Raw genomic sequence first — 15,801 nt, forward strand, 5'->3', positions numbered from 1 at the left:
GCCGAGTGCCACACAAGGGGAGGGCCTACGGCACTGAGTGCCACCCGAACTCGCGACCGCACGCGACGGCCCGCGACCGCACGCGACGGCCCGCGACGGCCCGCACTGTAGACGGCTGTACGCACCCGCCCCCGCCCCCACACCGCCGTACGGCAGGATGATCGTGTGACCGACCGCGATCCCACCGACCGTGATCCCCGCCTCGACCCCGCCGCGATGCGCAAGCAGTACCGCGCGGAGGGCCTCGACGAGAACGACCTCGCAGCCGACCCCATGACACAGTTCGGCCGCTGGTTCGAGGAGGCGGCGCTCCAGGACCTCGTCTACGAGCCGAACGCCATGGTCGTCTCCACCGCCGACGCCGAGGGCCGCCCCAGCTCCCGCACGGTCCTCCTCAAGCACTACGACGCCCAGGGCTTCGTCTTCTACACGAACTACGACTCCCGCAAGGCCCGCGAACTCGGCGCCAACCCGTACGTCTCGCTGCTCTTCCCCTGGCACCCGATGGCCCGCCAGGTCCTGGTCACCGGCACCGCCCGCCGCACCGGCCGCGACGAGACCGCCGCGTACTTCCGCACCCGCCCGCACGGCTCCCAACTCGGCGCCTGGGCCAGCACCCAGTCCACGGTGATCCCCTCACGAGCCGAACTGGAGTCGTCGTACGCCGACCTGCTCGCCCGCTACCCCGAGGGCGAACAGGTCCCGGTCCCCCCGCACTGGGGCGGCTTCCGCATCGCCCCCCAGGCGGTCGAGTTCTGGCAGGGCCGGGAAAACCGCCTCCACGACCGCCTCCGCTACACAGCAGAACCCTCCGGCACCTGGCACCTGGACCGCCTGAGCCCCTGACCCACAGGGCCTCGGAAACACAGACGACCCGCGAGCTCAGGTCCCTCCGCCTCACAGCGGGGGAGCCGGCCGGACGTACCGGCGAGCTCGCGGGTCGGGTGACTGCTGGAGATTGGGCCGGCTGCACGCATGTCTCACGTGCGGGTCCGGCACCGCACTGGGTGTGGCGACGGGCCGCTAGCCCGCAGTCACCTCACGCGTCCGGTTTCCATACATCTGCCGAACCACCTCCCTTCTCGTGTGCACCACACACTAGGAACCGCTCGGCGACGGATCAACCGCTTTTTCGGGATGTTGACGGCGTCGGCTCCGGACGACTGCCGTATCCGTATCCGTCGCCCCGCTGGAGGAGCCGCAGATTCCGGTGAGAGACGTTGATACGACCTCTCGGCGTCGCCAGACTGTGCTGCCCCCTGGCCCGGACGGAGATACGGCCGGTCCGCGTGCCCGCCCACTTGCCGGAGCGCACCGTGGCCCGTACGAGATCCCCGGTGACGTACCCGAAGTGCCGCTTGGTACGAGCCCGGCGAAGTCGGGGGAAGCCGAACCGGTCCGGAGTCGTGCGGGGTAGGAGCCTCGCCCGGTGGCCCTGGCGACGAGCACCCGCTCCGGGTACCGCACGATCACGTCGCCGTATGCGTGGTTGAGGCGTCCGACGGACAACGCGTCCAGGGTGTGTGTCTTGGCCAGGCCCATGGCGCTGCGGTTGCCTTTCGTGCGCCTGCCCGACCAGGCGTGCACGGGCCTGCCGAGGGTGCCCAGGGCCTCCGTGAGCTGCCAACGGGTCGCGTTCATGGCGGCGGCGTCGTGGAGCGGCGCCCTGGCCTGTCCGAGGATTCTCGCGAGGCGGTCGGGCCGGTCGGCGAGGAAGGTCTCCACCGGGGTGGTGCCCTTGGCCTCGTTGCAGGGGACGCAGGCGAGGACGAGGTTCGAGACGCGGTCGGAGCCTCCGCGGCTGCGGGGTCTGAGGCGCTCGATGTTCAGGGGTACGCCGCTCACGTCGCAGTAGGCGCAGGCGCTGTTCCACTTGGTGCGGAGGTAGGCACGGGCGGTGGCTCCGGCGAGTGGGCCCTGCCTGTACTCGGCTTCGGACAGGGGCCTTCCCGCGCTCATGGCATGGGTGTCGAACGCGACGCGTTCGATGTGGACCTCGCTGACGGGGGCGTAGCGGCACAGGCGCGTCGCGAGGGAGAGGACGGTCTCGACCCGGTGGCGCAGGGAGGGCGGCAGCCATCCTGCGGGACGGGGCCGGTTGTCCGAACGAGGCGCACGGTAGCGGCAGTTGGCCGAGCGGCGCCTGCGCCGGTAACCGGCGCGTTGCCGCATGCGCAGGCGGATCTGATCGCCGCGATGCCGGAGTTCGATCGAGAACAGCCCGCGTCTGACGGTGACGGCGGCGCCCTCTTGGCCCATTTCCCTCTTCTCGTCGGTGACGGCGAGGCCGGTGCCTTTCGAGCCGGGGTCGATGCGCAACCGCACTCCGTCGACTTCCGAGTCGGCGAGCGCGCGGTCCTTCAGCCGGATGGTGAAGGGCACCTGCCGGGCGACCACGGCCCGCCCCTTTCCCAGGAGTTCGCGGGCGCGGGCCGGATGGCAGGGCATGAGCGGTCGCCCGTCCCTGGCGAGCACGAAGACCCTGCTCGCGCCGACCCCGCCCCTGTACGGCTGGTGGTGTGCGGGAGCGTCACCGCTCCGGTTCTCTGCCGCCTCCGCCGCCGTGGCAGCGCTCTTGGCGTGACGCCGACGGGCCCTGGTACCGCGCCCGTCGGTCTCCCCTCGCCCCTGTTCCCCGACGGTGCCCCGCGCGGTGGCGGGGAGTCCGTGAGCCGTTTCGTCCCTGCTCCCAGGGGTGTCTGCTCCCACGGATTCCAGAGCAGGCCGCTGAGGAAGCACGGCCTGGTGGGTCTGCTCGCCTGCGGGAAACGTAGTCATCGGGGTACTTCCCTGATCTCTGCGATCGCGATGACTGGGGCTGGCCACTCTGCGTCCGTCCGCCGGGGCGGCGCGGACTCCGGTCGATGCCCGGGGAGCGAGTGGCCTCCTTTCCGAAGTGTGCGGTCGACGCTAGAGACCGGGATCTGCCCGCGGGGCTTGATCCAACAGAAGTCGCCCGTTCGTGCGAACAGGCCGAATTCGTCGAACGCGTAGCCGATCTTCCTGCTATCCACGCCCAGAAGCCGGTCTGCTCGCCTAGCGTCCTGCCATGGCAGAACAGCGTGCGGAGCGGCGAACGGTGACCGATGTGCGTATGGAACCGGTGGATCCCGATGCTCAGAACGCACTCCGGGACTGGCGACACGTCCACAACCTGATCGTGCCGCCCGCCGCGATGTCCCTCGACGAAGTCCGGGAGCGGAGCGGGCGGAACCGGCTGGAGAACGCGTACCTGGGGGACGTGCTCGTGGGTTGCTCCACTGTGCGGCCGCCGGAGGGCGAGGAAGCGGTGGCGACCGTCATCGCGCGCGTGCTGCCCGATTTCCGGCGGCGCGGCTACGGAGCCGCCCTCTACGAAAACGGCCTCACGCGCGCGCGTGCGCTCGGCGCCGGTGCGATCGAGACCGTCGTCCTGGCCGCCAACACGGACGGGGTGCGGTTCGCAGAGGCTCGGGGTTTCGTCGAGACCGAGCGCTATGTACTGGACGGCGAGACCGACTTGTGGATCACTCTGCGGTTGCGGTTGCGGTCGTAGTCGCGGTTTCCGTGGGCCAGGGCAGGACGGTCAACTCCGGCCACGCTTCCCGCCAGCGGGCCGCCTTCGTCTCGTAGACCTCTCGTGGTGCCAGGACCGGGTTCGGCCGTACGACGAGGTTGAAGACGTCGGAGAGGCCGTGCGGGGCGTAGACGCGCCAACTGCCGTCCTCCTTCAGGCGTACGGCCAGGCAGCATGTCGTTGCCGCGAAGGAGTCGATCGCGGCCTCTACGGAGTCGTACGGCGGGCACGGAGTGCCGAACTTCTGCTCATACCAGAGGTGGACGCGGGCCTCGTTGCGGATCTCGACCTCGGGCTTGGTGGACAGGTCGGCGTAGGCCTCGCGGCCTGCGCGGATCATCTTGTCCTCGGCCTCCCAGGACAGGTCCGTGTCGTCGTAGTAGAAGACGTCGTAGTCCTTGATGGCGTGGGTCGGGGGACGGTCCGTGACCGTGTTCCAGACGGTTTGGAAGAGGCAGCCCGCGGTCAGGTACCAGTTCGGGAGGTCGAGGGCCGCGGTGCGGTCGAGGATCTCCAGGAGGGTCTCGTTGCGGGACAATGTCGTCCGTAGCGCGGTGAGTTGTTCGTCGAGTGGGAGACGCGCGGGCATCGGCCGAGTGTGTCGGGAGCGAACCGGCGTCGTACAACGATTCCCTCAATCTTGCGGGAACTCGGTGTGTGCTGCGTCACGTTCGAGTTGAATGAGGGGGAGTGAGTGAACCGACGCGTCGTGTCCGCGGACGCAGCCTGCAGGGGGTCCAGGTGAGTGCTTCCCGGCGTAGTGGGACCACCGATGAGTTGGGTCCCGACGAGCCCGAGCGGGACGGTGGGCCCGAAGGGGTCGGCGGCTCCGATCTGTTGGCCGCGTTGCTGGACGGGATGGACGCGGCGCTGTGTGCCTTCGACGCGGACGGGGTGCTGACGCACTGGAACCGCGAGGCGGAGCGCATCCTCGGCTGGACCGCGGCCGAGGCCGTGGGGCGGCAGGGGCTGGCCGGGTGGGCCGTACGGAGTGCGGACGCCGAGGAGGTCGAGGGGCGGCTCATGTCCGCCATGCAGGCGCCCGGGCGGCAGGTCAATGAGTTCGCTCTGCTGACCAAGGACGGTGGGCGGGTGCTTGTGCGGACCCAGTCCGCCGCCGTGCGCGGGCCCGACGGGAAGCCCGCCGGGGTCTACTGCGCCTTCAGTGAAGTGCATGCCCAGATCGACCTTGAGCGGTCGATTGCCCTGAGTGAGGCGTTGTTCGAGGACGCCTCCTGGGGGGTCGTGCTCGTCGATGCCGATCTGCGGCCCGCCGTCGTCAACTCTCATGCCGCTCGTGCGCTCGGTACCGGGCGCACCTCCGTGCTCGGGCGGCCTCTTGGTGAGCTGCTCGCCCAAGGTGTCGAGGAGTTGGAGGCCGCGCTCACGCACGTGCTCGCCGAGGGTGCGCCGCCTGCTCCCGCGGAGATCTGGGTGAGCGTACGGACGCCGGAGGGCAATCTCCGGCGGTGCTGGCGGAGTGGCTTCCTGCGGCTCGCCTCGCCGCTCACCGAGGAACCGGTGCCGCTCGGCGTCGGCTGGCTCTTCCAGGACGTCACCGAGGCCAAGCAGCTGGAGCAGGAGGCGTCGTTGCTGCGCTTCCGTGCCCAGCAACTGCACCGCGCCGCCCGCGCCGCCGCCGAGTGCGAGGACCCGCGCGACGCGGCGACCGTCCACCTCGACTTCGCCCTCGCCGGCTTCGCCGACCACGCCCTCATCGACCGGGTCGCGGGCGGATCGTTGAACGATAGTGAGGGCCTACGTAGTGGTACGGCGGTCGTACGACTCATTCGGGTCGCCGCTACGCCCACGGGCGCACCAGGCCCCAGCCTCCTCACCGGCGCCGCCGGGCTGCCCGTGCGCTACGGAGAGGGGCATCCCGCCCTGCAGTGCGTCGAACGCGTCGGCTCCGTGCGGGCCAGTATCGGCACCGCCCCGCCCGAGCAGGCCCGCGAGTGGGCCCGGGTCAGGCAGTGGCCCACGGACGCCGTGCACGCCCTGTGCGCGGTGCTGCGCAGCCGGGGGCGGACCCTGGGCGTCGTGACGTTCCTACGGGGCGCCGGGCGCAGCCAGTTCGAACGGTCCGACTCGATCTACGCCGAGGATGTCGCCGTACGGATCGCGGCCGCGCTGGACCTGGCGGAGGCGGCGGGCGAGAAATGAGCCGCTGCCCAGTAGTGAGCCACTAGTAGTCAGTCGCTCACTACTGGGCCGCCGCTCAGTACTGGTAGAAGATCCGGTCCCGGTACTCCTCGAACACCCGGCCGTTCCACTCGTGGCCGCCGTCCACGTTCCCGGAGCGCAGCAGCGGCGGCTCGATGCCGCGGTCGGCCAGGGTCGCCGCCGCCGTCGCCATGACCGCCTGGAGGAGGGCGGAGGTGACGACAGTGGAGGCGGGGGCGAAGGGGGCCGGGATGGTGTCGAGGGTGAGTTCCGCGTCGCCGATCGCGATCTTCGAGTCGAGGACCACGTCGCAGTGGTCCTTCAGGTACGTCCCGGAGACGTGCCGTGACGTCGTCTCCGAGGCGTACGCCACCGACGTCACGCCGATGACCCGTACGCCGAGGGAGCGGGCCTTCATGGCCATCTCCACGGGGAGCGCGTTGCGCCCGGACAGCGAGATGATCACCAGGGCGTCGCCGGAGCGCAGCGGTGACGTCTCCAGGACGACGCTCGCGAGGCCGTCGACGCGCTCCAGGGCGGAGCCCAGCGTGGCCGGCATGACGTCGACGCCGACGACTCCGGGGACGGTGAGCAGGTTCATCAGGGCGAGCCCGCCCGCGCGGTAGACGACGTCCTGGGCCGCGAGGGAGGAGTGTCCGGCACCGAAGGCGAAGAGGCGCCCGCCGTCGGCGACGGTGTCCGCGAGGAGCGTGCCGGCCGCCTGGACGGAGTCGGCCTCTTCGTCGCGGACCCGCTGGAGGAGGGTGATCGCGGCGTCGAAGAACTGGCCGGCCGGCGTACGGTCGCTCATGCGGAAGCCCCTTCGGTACGGTTGCCATGCGGCTGTGTCGCGGATCACCGTGCGGTCTGGACCAGTGCGCTGTCAATACGGCGGGCAAGGCCGGGGAACCCGGGTGGCGGGCCGCCGCGCAGGGGCCCACAGGTGGTCGTAACCGGCTGGTTTCAGCGGCGCGGCACGGTTGTCAGTGGTATGCGTCAGAATTGAGTCCAGGGCCAGCGCACGCGCCGCGGAGCCGTCGAGCTTCGGGCAGAGGTAATCGAGGGGCACGTATGTCCGGACTGATCGACACCACGGAGATGTATCTCCGCACCATCCTTGAGCTTGAGGAGGAAGGTGTGGTCCCCATGCGCGCCCGCATCGCCGAGCGGCTCGACCAGAGCGGGCCCACGGTGAGCCAGACGGTGGCGCGCATGGAGCGCGACGGCCTGGTGGCCGTGGCGAGCGACCGCCACCTGGAGCTGACCGACGAGGGCCGTCGGCTCGCCACACGCGTGATGCGCAAGCACCGCCTCGCCGAGTGTCTGCTCGTCGACGTGATCGGCCTGGAGTGGGAGCAGGTGCACGCCGAGGCCTGCCGCTGGGAGCACGTGATGAGCGAGGCCGTGGAGCGCCGCGTCCTTGAGCTGCTGCGTCACCCCACGGAGTCGCCGTACGGCAATCCGATCCCCGGGCTCGAAGAGCTGGGCGAGAAGGACGGGGCCGACCCGTTCCTGGACGAGGGCATGGTGTCGCTGGCCGACCTCGACCCGGGTGTCGACGGCAAGACCGTCGTCGTACGGCGGATCGGCGAGCCCATCCAGACGGACGCGCAGCTGATGTACACGCTGCGCCGCGCGGGCGTGCAGCCCGGCTCGGTGGTGAGCGTGACGGAGTCGGCGGGCGGGGTGCTGGTGGGCAGCGGCGGTGAGGCGGCCGAGCTGGAGTCGGAGATCGCCTCGCACGTGTTCGTGGCCAAGCGCTGAGCCGAGGGTCGGGGGGCGGGCCGAGCGCTGAGCTGCGGGTCGTTCAACTCGTGGGGCGCGAGGGGTAGTTGTGGCGTCCCGGCGGGACCGTCGGCGAACTCGGCTAATCCGAGATTCGCTGCGCTGAATCGCAGCGCTCGGGCGCTGCGCGTGCCAGGCTGTCGCGCAAGGCATATGACCGTGAGGGGGACGGGAGGATGTGCCGTAGACGTGGAGAAGGCCCCGGCGCCGTGCGGCGCCGGGGCCTGTCCTCCCCTGTGCTGACCCGGAGCCCCGAGCTCTCAAGGTCATCCCCTTCGGACCGGTTTCCCCGAGCGGTCCGCCTCCCGCTGAAGATCTCCCCTCGGCGGCGGCGATCATTCCTTGAGCCGGGTCACTCGAACGAGGGGTGTTGCGGCCGGAGACGGCATTTTCGAATCTGTATTCGATAACCTGCGGGTGATGAAACCCGCGGGGCATGAGCTGTAGGAAGAGACGAGCGAGAGAAGAGACGGAAGCAAGAAGAAACGGCACAGGCGGCAGAGCGTGGTTCACAGGACCGATGGGCTCGAAGCGGGAGCGAGCGGTCCGTGCGGAGCTAGGGGGGTGCCAGGACCAATGGCGCGGCGCATCGACGTGACCGGAGCAGGCGGCGTACGCCTGGCCGCATGGGAGTTCGCGGACCCGCCCAAGTCGGGGGAGATCGAGCGGGCACCCGGAGTTCTGTTACTGCACGGCCTGATGGGCCGTGCCTCGCACTGGGCGTCCACCGCCCGCTGGCTCTCCGAACGGCACCGCGCCGTCGCCCTCGACCAGCGCGGCCACGGCCAGAGCGACAAGCCGCCCCGGGCGGCCTTCACCCGCGAGGCCTACGTCGAGGACGCGGAGGCGGCGCTGGAGCAGCTGGGGCTCGCTCCGGTCGTCCTCATCGGCCACGCGATGGGCGCGCTCACGGCGTGGCAGCTCGCGGCGAAACGGCCCGATCTGGTGCGGGGGTTGATCATCTGCGACATGCGGGCGTCCGCGCTGGGCGCGGCCTCGCAGCGGGAGTGGGCCGACTGGTTCGAGTCCTGGCCCGTTCCCTTCGCCACGCTCGCGGATGTCCGTAAGTGGTTCGGCGAGGACGATCCGTGGGTGGAGCGGCCGAACCCGTCCCGGGGGGAGTTCTACGCCGAGGTCATGCACGAGTCTCCGGACGGGTGGCGGCCGGTGTTCGAGCCTGAGCAGATGCTGAAGTCGCGGGAGACGTGGGTGTACGACGCGCACTGGGAGGAACTGGCTCAGGTGCAGTGTCCTGCGCTGGTCGTTCGGGGGCTTGACGGGGAGTTGGGGCGGGCTGAGGCGCAGGAGATGGTGCGGGTGCTGCCGCGAGGGGAGTACGCGGAGGTTGCCGATGCCGGGCATCTGGTGCACTACGACCAGCCCGAGGCCTGGCGGGCGGCTATCGAGCCGTTTCTTGATGGGGTGCTGGTGTGAGGTGGGCGCCTAGGGGGGGTGGGGGGTTCTGTTGTGTGGCGAGTGCTGCGCCGTTGTGGCTGGTCGCGCAGTTCCCCGCGCCCCTGAGGGAATCACCTCACCCTGCGCTGAGAAGTCACCCCTTGCTCACCGCCGCCAGGATCTCCGGCAGGCGCCTTGCCGTTCCCGGTGCCGCCAGGCGTAGGCCCGCGTACGTCAGCGCCGCTCCGTAACCCGCCCCGGCCGGCAACAGCACCCAGCTCCACTGGTCGCCGTCCGCGCTGACGTTCGCCCAGATGGTGAGGACGATGACGGGGGCGCAGAGGAGGGCCGCGGAGATCATGCCGCCGAAGATGGAGATCCAGGCCAGGCCGGCCTGGCCGGGGGCGACGTTCTTGTGGGTGCCCTGAGGGATGGAGTAGGGGAAGCGGGCCGAGGTCCAGGCGCCGGTCGCGAGCATCGCGCCGAGGAGGGCGAAGGAGAGGCCGAGGACCTCCGGGAGCCGGGACCAGTCGCCGAGCAGCGCTGTCGTCAGGACGGTCACGAGGGCCGCGTACGGCAGGGTGATCACCAGCAACGCCAGGGCGCGGGCCCGGAGTTCGACGTAGGCGTCCCGCGTCGTGGAGATCGTCAGCGCGACCATCCAGAACGCGGACGTGTCCTGACCGAACTGGTTGTACATCTGGATGCCGAGCATCCCGGCCGCGAAGCACGCGAAGTACACCGAGCCCGTGCCCTGCAACGCGTTGAACACCGGCACGATCAGCCCGATCGCCAGCGAAGTCACCCAGGCCGCCTTGGTCTTGGGGTCGCGCCACACGTACCGCAGGCTGCGTTCCATGACGGTCCCCGTGCGGCCGGACGGGAGGAGGCGGGCCAGGCCGCCGGTGGATGCCCGGTCCTTCGCCGCCGGTTCCGCGGACTGGAGCGTCGAGCCGTCCGGTGCCGTCATCAACTTGGTCAGGCTGCGTGACCAGAGGAGCAGGCAGGCTGCCAAAGCTCCCACGGACAGGGCCAGTTGGGCGGTCGCCAGGCCGTACGAGCCCTTGCTCACCGAGTCCACCGCGCCGATCGCCGACGCGGGCGGCACCCAGCGCAACACCTCTGCCGGCGCGTCGAGTTGGGACAGTCCGGTCGAACCCAGGCGCTGCACACCGAAGTTGACCAACTGCGCGCCGACCGCGATCACCAGTCCGCTCAGCACCGCCAGGTCCCGGCCCCTGCGGCTGGTCAGCAGGCGGATGTTGGCCGCGGCGACCGCCCGCGCGAGGGCCACGCAGATCAGCAGGGAGAGTGGGAGCGCCAGGGCCGCCGTGACGTACGCGGCGGGCCCGTGCGCCACCGCGATCACGGAGCCCAGCAGCAGTACCAGCGTGAACAGCGGACCGATGCCGACCAGTGAGGCCGCCAGCAGCGCTCGTACCAAGGGTTGGGGCCGAAGTGGCAGCATCACCAGGCGAGTTGGGTCGAGGGTCTCGTCGCCGGTCGGGAAGAACACCGGCATCACCGCCCAGCCCAGCCCCAGCACCGCGACCAGGATGACGACGACGGACACCGCGTGCGTGTTCCCGCGCAGCGAGATCAGCCCGATCAACTGGAGCGCGGCGAACAGCAGCGCCACGACCGCCGACGCGACGTACGCGGCCCGCCGGCCACCGGACTGCCGTAGACCGTTGCGGAGCAGGGACAGCTTCAGCCGTACGACGACAGGGGTGATCGAAGAGGGTGTCGTGGTGTCGCTCATCGGGTGCCGCCGCCCAGCCAGTCGAGGTCGGAACTGTGGTCGCGGGCGCCCGCGCCGACGAGTTCGAGGAACGCCTGCTGGAGGGTGGGGGATTCGCCGCGGACCTCGGCGAGGGTGCCCTGGGCGCGGATGCGGCCGGCGGCCATCACGGCGACCCAGTCGCAGAGGGACTCGACGAGTTCCATGACGTGGGAGGAGAAGACGACGGTGGCGCCGGAGGCGGTGTAGCGCTCCAGGACGCCCCGGATGGTCTGCGCGGAGACCGGGTCGACGCCCTCGAACGGCTCGTCCAGGAACAGGACTTCGGGGTTGTGGAGGAGAGCGGCGGCGAGCCCGATCTTCTTGCGCATACCGGTCGAGTAGTCGACGACGAGCTTGTGCTGCGCCCCGGCCAGGTCGAGCACGTCGAGAAGCTGCGTGGCCCGCTTGTCGACCTCGGCACCGGGCAGCCCCCGCAACCGCCCGCTGTACCCGAGGAGTTCACGCCCCGAGAGCCGCTCGAAGAGCCGCAGCCCTTCCGGCAACACCCCGATCCGCGCCTTCACGGCCACGGGGTCCGCCCACACGTCGTGCCCGACGACCGAGACGCTCCCCTGATCGGGGCGCAACAACCCGGTCACCATGGAGAGGGTCGTGGTCTTCCCGGCTCCATTGGGCCCGACCAGCCCGATGAACTTCCCCGCGGGCAGTTCGAGATCGATCCCGGCAACAGCAACCTGCTGCCCAAACCGCTTCCAGAGCCCACGCACACTTACAGCCGACGTCATGGAAGCCAACCTAGGGGCGCGGGGAACCGCGCGACCAGCCACCCTCAACCGGCACTCGCGAAACTACCGATCCCGCCCACACGCATAGGCGAGCGGCGAGATCAACTCCTCCGCATCCGGAAGCCAACGGTTCGCAGCGGTAGGCCGACAAGCCCACTGCACAGCCCCCCGAGACCCGAACCGCGTGGGCGGCGCGGCCACATACCCACCCTCACCCAGCACCACAAGATCAAGGGAAGCCGGCGCCCACCCGATCCTCCGCACCAGATCCGGCACCTTCACCGAAGCCCCCGGCAGCACGAAGAACTCCATCCGCCGCGCCGGCGTCAACGTCACAGGCCCCAGCGTCAACTCCATGCGCTCCATCCGGGCCAGCGCGAGGAACCCCGAACTCTCCGGGACGGAAATCGCGTCGAACGTCCGCCCCGTGGGCAACAGAATCGAAGCCGCCGGCTGCTTCTGCCACATCCGCCGCGCGACCGTCGCACTGCCCGTCGCCTGCGTCGCCCAGTCCTCACGCGCCGGGTGTGCGCCGGGTGCGGCGCACGCGGGGTCGCCGCAGGAGCAGTGCTGCACCCCGTCGACGGCTTCCAGCCAGGTGCCGGGGAAGACGTCCCAGTGGCGCTCCTCGGCGTAGCGTACGGCTGTCTCCAGCAGCGATTCCCCGCGCTGCTTCGGAATCTGAGCGGCTTCGGTGCCCGCGATCGTCTCTTCCACGCCCAACACAACTCCCGCACCCACCTGGAGTTACGGGCGTAGCGCGCGCGGGGGAGGGGCATCGATTCCGCAACTGGGGCGCATGGAGGCATGTGCGGGGGCGCGCGGGAGGAACGACAGCGGGAGTTGGGTAGCCAGGTGTGGGGCGAGCACCAGCTTTTACCCCGGCATTCCTCGCATGCTTCGCATTTTCGCCATGTTCGCTGGGCATTGATCTTCACGGCCGGATCTTTTCGCTTCAGGGGTTGTTCCCAGGGGGTACGCCATGGCCGCAAGGCCACTTGTCGCGCGGCAGCCGAACGAACGGCTGCAGGCGCTCATCCAGGAGGCGGGGTGCTCGAACGCCGGGCTGGCCCGTCGGGTCAACATGTGCGGCGCCGAGCACGGTCTCGACCTGCGCTACGACAAGACGTCCGTGGCCCGTTGGCTGCGGGGGCAGCAGCCGCGCGGGCGGGCCCCGGCGATCATCGCCGAGGCGCTGGGCCGCAAGCTGGGCCGTACGGTCACGATCGACGAGATCGGCATGGCCAACGGCAAGAACCTCGCGTCGGGCGTGGGTCTTCAGTTCTCGCCGACCGTCCTCGGGGCCATCGAGCAGGTGTGTGAGCTGTGGCGCAGTGACGTGGGGCGCCGGGACTTCCTGTCCGGTTCGTCGGTCGCCGCGTCCGCGCTGGTCGAGCCGAGCCGTGACTGGCTGATCTCCTCGCCGGACTCGCAGGTCGCCCGCGCGGCGGGGCCGAGGGTGGGCCAGTCCGACGTGGCGGCCGTGCGCGCGATGACCCAGGCGCTGAGCGAGCTGGACCATCAGTACGGCAGCGGGCATGTGCGCCCGGTCGTCGTGCACTACCTCAACAGCGTCGTCTCCGGGCTGCTCGCGGGGTCGTACCGGGAGGCCGTGGGGCGTGAACTCTTCGCCGCCGTCGCCCGGTTGACGGAACTCGCCGGCTACATGGCCGTGGACACGGGTCAACCCGGTCTGGCGCAGCGGTACTACATCCAGGCGCTGCGCCTCGCGCAGGCGGCGGGGGACCGGGGCTACGGCGGGTATGTGCTCGCCGCGTCCATGAGTCACCTCGCCGCGCAGCTCGGAAACCCGCGTGAGATCGCCCAGTTGGCGCGGGCGGCGCAGGAGGGGGCGCGTGGGCGCGTGACCCCGCGGGCCGAGGCGATGTTCTACGCGGCGGAGGCGCGCGGGCACGCCCTGATGGGGGACGCGCGGTCGGCGCAGCTCGCGTCGGGGCGCGCGGTGAGCGCGCTGGACGCGGCGGATCCGTCGACCGGGGACGACCCGGCGTGGATCGCGCACTTCGACGAGGCCTATCTGGCCGACGAGTTGGCGCACTGCCACCGCGACCTGGGCCAGGCCGAGGCGGCGGCCCGGTCCGCGCAGGAGTCCCTGGACGGGCACCCGGAGTCGCGGGCGCGCCGCCGGGCCATCGGGTACGTCCTCCTCGCGAGCGCGCAGGTGCAGCAGCGCGAGATCGAGCAGGCCTGCAACACGGGCCTGAAAGCGGTGGAGTTGCTCGGCTCGCTGCGGTCCAACCGGGGCGCCGAGTACCTGGAGGACTTCCAGCAGCGCCTGGAGCCGTACCGGGACGAGCCGGTGGTGAGGGAGTTCGGGGCGCGGATGGAGTTGCAGGCCGCCGCGTGAACGGCGGGGGGACCAGCAGGTGAACACCGCTCCGGTGCGGAAAGGAGTGCGGACAGCGGCACTTGGAGCGGATGCGGGCCCGGGACTGTTACCGCCGTCACAAGATGGCAGGTCCGGTCCAGTGCTGCGTGGCACCGGGCTCGGGGTACCCGGTAGCGTGAGCCGACGATCCCGTAGGTCCCCCATTCGTAGGAGTCCCGGTGACGCAGAGTGGACAGGGCGAGGAGCCCTCGGCGCGGCCCGCGCGCGAAGGCATCGTGCTGCCCTCCGACGGAGGCGCACCCCTCCTGCCGGGTATGACGGGCGGACGCGGTGACCAGCAGTCGGGCGGGCAGCCGTCGATAGCACCTCCGACCAGTGGCCAGTCCTGGGGCGGGTCGTGGGGCCCGGACCAGCACGACCAGCACCAGCACCGGACCCCGGCCCCGCCGCCGGGCCAGGGCTGGGGAGACCCGCAACAGCAGCAGCCGCAGCAACCGGCGCAACAGTGGGGCGCCGCCCCCGAGCAGCCCGCTCCGTCCCCGTGGGGCGCCCAGGACGGCATCCCCGGCCAGTCGGGCGCCCTGCCCCAGGAGAGCGACCGGCACGCGGCCTACGGCGTCCAGCAGCAGTCGTACGCACAGGAGTACCCGTCGGGATACGCCCAGGAGCCCGCCGCCGGGTACGTCGGCGCGGGCTACGCCTCCGACCAGTCGCCCGCGATACCTCAGGGTGCCGCGCAGAACTACGGCTACGGATACGGCACTTCCGGTTCCGACGCACACCAGCAGTCGTCCGGTGCCGCCCCCCTGCCGACCGCGGCCCCCGCGTTCCCGAGCGCCCCGCTGCCGCCCGCCGACGAGGGCGCGACGCAGTACATCCCGCCGGTGGTCAACGTGCCCGGCGACGAGGGCGCCACCCAGTTCCTGCCGCCGGTCACCGCCGCCGGCATGGCCGCCATGGACGAGGGCGCGACCCAGTACATCCCGCCCGTCGGGCCCGGCGCGCTGCCGCCCGAGATGCCCGCGGGCCCGATGCCGCAGGCCGCGTACCCCGACGCGCAGCCCACGCAGTTCCTCCCGCCGGTGCCCGCGCAGGGTGCCGCTCCCGGGTACGGGGCGCGGCCGGGCGGGCCGGACGACCGGCAGCCGCCCGCCGAGTTCGACAACCTCTTCCGCAACGACGCCGGGGGCGAGCAGCCCGCCGCGTCCACGCAGCAGATGCCCCGCTTCCAGCAGCCGCCGCGCGCCGAGCAGCCGGGGCAGCAGGGCTACGGCCAGGCCCAACCGCCGTACGCGCAGCCGTCGTACGCACAGCCCTCGTACGCCCCGCCCGGGGACGGCGGCGGTCGGCGCGGTGCGCAGGGCGACGACGGCGGCCGGGGCGGGCGTCGTTCGCGGGTGCCGCTGATCGCCGGGGTCGGGGTCGGTATCGCGATCCTCGGGGTCGGTGCCGGTGCCCTGCTCAGCGGGGGTGGCGGCAAGAGCGACGACGCCAACAAGACGGTCGCCGCCACCTCGGCCGCGACGGACGGTTCCTCGTCGGCGGGCACCGATGCCGCGAAGGAACAGGCCGTAGCCCTGGACAAGTTGCTCGCCGACAGCGGCAGCAGCCGCGCCTCGGTGATCAAAGCCGTGGGCAATGTGAAGGCCTGCGACAAGCTCGGCGACTCCGCCTCCGACCTGCGGGACGCGGCCAAGCAGCGCGCCGAACTGGTCACCAAGCTCTCGCAGTTGACGGTGGACAAGCTGCCGGACAACGCGGCGCTGACGACCGCGCTCACCAACGCGTGGAAGGCGTCCGCGTCGGCCGACAACCACTACGCGGCCTGGGCCGACCAGGCGGCCGGCAAGAAGGGCTGCAAGAAGGGCCAGGCCCGCACCACCGGCCAGACCGCGGCCGGCAACGCGGCGAGCGGCGTCGCCAGCAACCAGAAGGTCAAGGCCGCCGCCCTCTGGAACACGATCGCGAAGACCTACGGCCTGACCCAGCGCCAGCCGACCCAGCTCTGAGCACTCCCGACAGG

At 71.1% G+C, this 15,801-nt stretch carries 13 protein-coding genes; 7 read left to right on the plus strand and 6 right to left on the minus strand.

Features of this window, described 5'->3' with window-relative positions; genetic code table 11:
* Window positions 1-165: 165 nt before the first annotated feature.
* Window positions 166-846: a pyridoxamine 5'-phosphate oxidase gene (gene pdxH / locus OG194_RS26270; RefSeq protein ID WP_442811629.1), complete on the plus strand. Its 681-nt coding sequence runs from the start codon at window positions 166-168 to the stop codon at window positions 844-846.
* A gap of 252 nt (window positions 847-1,098) precedes the next feature.
* Here the strand turns inward: pdxH and iscB are convergent, their stop codons facing one another.
* Window positions 1,099-2,448: an RNA-guided endonuclease IscB gene (gene iscB, locus OG194_RS26275; protein ID WP_327403251.1), complete on the minus strand. Its 1,350-nt coding sequence runs from the start codon at window positions 2,446-2,448 to the stop codon at window positions 1,099-1,101.
* Between the two features lie 601 nt (window positions 2,449-3,049).
* Here iscB and OG194_RS26280 point away from each other — a divergent pair.
* Window positions 3,050-3,535: a GNAT family N-acetyltransferase gene (locus tag OG194_RS26280; RefSeq protein WP_327403252.1), complete on the plus strand. Its 486-nt coding sequence runs from the start codon at window positions 3,050-3,052 to the stop codon at window positions 3,533-3,535.
* Here OG194_RS26280 and OG194_RS26285 read toward each other — a convergent pair.
* Complete coding sequence (locus tag OG194_RS26285) at window positions 3,507-4,145, minus strand: nucleotidyltransferase family protein (protein ID WP_327403253.1); 639 nt, start codon at window positions 4,143-4,145, stop codon at window positions 3,507-3,509. The two genes, OG194_RS26280 and OG194_RS26285, sit on opposite strands and share 29 nt — an antisense overlap.
* 152 nt (window positions 4,146-4,297) lie before the next feature.
* On the opposite strand from OG194_RS26285, the gene OG194_RS26290 reads away from it, so the two are divergent.
* Complete coding sequence (locus tag OG194_RS26290; protein WP_327403254.1) at window positions 4,298-5,719, plus strand: PAS domain-containing protein; 1,422 nt, start codon at window positions 4,298-4,300, stop codon at window positions 5,717-5,719.
* A 55-nt stretch (window positions 5,720-5,774) separates the two neighbouring features.
* Here the strand turns inward: OG194_RS26290 and OG194_RS26295 are convergent, their stop codons facing one another.
* Window positions 5,775-6,530, minus strand: coding sequence for an SIS domain-containing protein (locus OG194_RS26295; RefSeq protein ID WP_327403255.1), 756 nt, complete (start codon window positions 6,528-6,530; stop codon window positions 5,775-5,777).
* A gap of 260 nt (window positions 6,531-6,790) precedes the next feature.
* Between OG194_RS26295 and OG194_RS26300 the strand changes: the two genes are divergently transcribed.
* Both OG194_RS26300 and OG194_RS26305 read left to right on the plus strand, forming a co-directional pair.
* A complete protein-coding gene (locus OG194_RS26300; protein WP_019057324.1) occupies window positions 6,791-7,483 on the plus strand; it encodes a metal-dependent transcriptional regulator in 693 nt (230 codons plus the stop codon).
* 597 nt (window positions 7,484-8,080) lie between these two features.
* A complete protein-coding gene (locus OG194_RS26305; protein WP_327403256.1) occupies window positions 8,081-8,938 on the plus strand; it encodes an alpha/beta fold hydrolase in 858 nt (285 codons plus the stop codon).
* Window positions 8,939-9,053: 115 nt separating this feature from the next.
* Here OG194_RS26305 and OG194_RS26310 read toward each other — a convergent pair whose 3' ends face one another.
* From OG194_RS26310 to OG194_RS26320, 3 genes are all read right to left on the minus strand, one after another.
* Window positions 9,054-10,661, minus strand: coding sequence for a transporter (locus tag OG194_RS26310; protein WP_327403257.1), 1,608 nt, complete (start codon window positions 10,659-10,661; stop codon window positions 9,054-9,056).
* Window positions 10,658-11,428, minus strand: coding sequence for an ABC transporter ATP-binding protein (locus tag OG194_RS26315; protein ID WP_078652842.1), 771 nt, complete (start codon window positions 11,426-11,428; stop codon window positions 10,658-10,660). Before OG194_RS26315 ends, OG194_RS26310 begins: the two co-directional genes overlap by 4 nt.
* A 63-nt stretch (window positions 11,429-11,491) precedes the next feature.
* Window positions 11,492-12,154 (minus strand): bifunctional DNA primase/polymerase, encoded by a 663-nt coding sequence (locus OG194_RS26320; protein ID WP_327403258.1) that lies wholly within the window; start codon window positions 12,152-12,154, stop codon window positions 11,492-11,494.
* 256 nt (window positions 12,155-12,410) lie between these two features.
* On the opposite strand from OG194_RS26320, the gene OG194_RS26325 reads away from it, so the two are divergent.
* Both OG194_RS26325 and OG194_RS26330 read left to right on the plus strand, forming a co-directional pair.
* Complete coding sequence (locus tag OG194_RS26325; RefSeq protein WP_327403259.1) at window positions 12,411-13,796, plus strand: transcriptional regulator; 1,386 nt, start codon at window positions 12,411-12,413, stop codon at window positions 13,794-13,796.
* A 200-nt stretch (window positions 13,797-13,996) separates the two neighbouring features.
* Window positions 13,997-15,787, plus strand: a complete 1,791-nt coding sequence (locus OG194_RS26330; protein WP_327403260.1) for a hypothetical protein — start codon at window positions 13,997-13,999, stop codon at window positions 15,785-15,787.
* Window positions 15,788-15,801 lie beyond the last annotated feature (14 nt).

It is taken from the genome of Streptomyces sp. NBC_01288, from assembly GCF_035982055.1.
Taxonomy (GTDB): Bacteria; Actinomycetota; Actinomycetes; order Streptomycetales; family Streptomycetaceae; genus Streptomyces.

Coding starts and splice junctions, on each gene's coding strand:
- OG194_RS26300 (WP_019057324.1), top strand. CDS start 6,791: ATGTCCGGACTGATCGACACCACGGAGATGTATCTCCGCACCATCCTT.
- OG194_RS26295 (WP_327403255.1), bottom strand. CDS start 6,530: ATGAGCGACCGTACGCCGGCCGGCCAGTTCTTCGACGCCGCGATCACC.
- OG194_RS26285 (WP_327403253.1), bottom strand. CDS start 4,145: ATGCCCGCGCGTCTCCCACTCGACGAACAACTCACCGCGCTACGGACG.
- iscB (WP_327403251.1), bottom strand. CDS start 2,448: ATGCCCTGCCATCCGGCCCGCGCCCGCGAACTCCTGGGAAAGGGGCGG.
- OG194_RS26310 (WP_327403257.1), bottom strand. CDS start 10,661: ATGAGCGACACCACGACACCCTCTTCGATCACCCCTGTCGTCGTACGG.
- OG194_RS26315 (WP_078652842.1), bottom strand. CDS start 11,428: ATGACGTCGGCTGTAAGTGTGCGTGGGCTCTGGAAGCGGTTTGGGCAG.
- OG194_RS26280 (WP_327403252.1), top strand. CDS start 3,050: ATGGCAGAACAGCGTGCGGAGCGGCGAACGGTGACCGATGTGCGTATG.
- OG194_RS26305 (WP_327403256.1), top strand. CDS start 8,081: ATGGCGCGGCGCATCGACGTGACCGGAGCAGGCGGCGTACGCCTGGCC.
- OG194_RS26325 (WP_327403259.1), top strand. CDS start 12,411: ATGGCCGCAAGGCCACTTGTCGCGCGGCAGCCGAACGAACGGCTGCAG.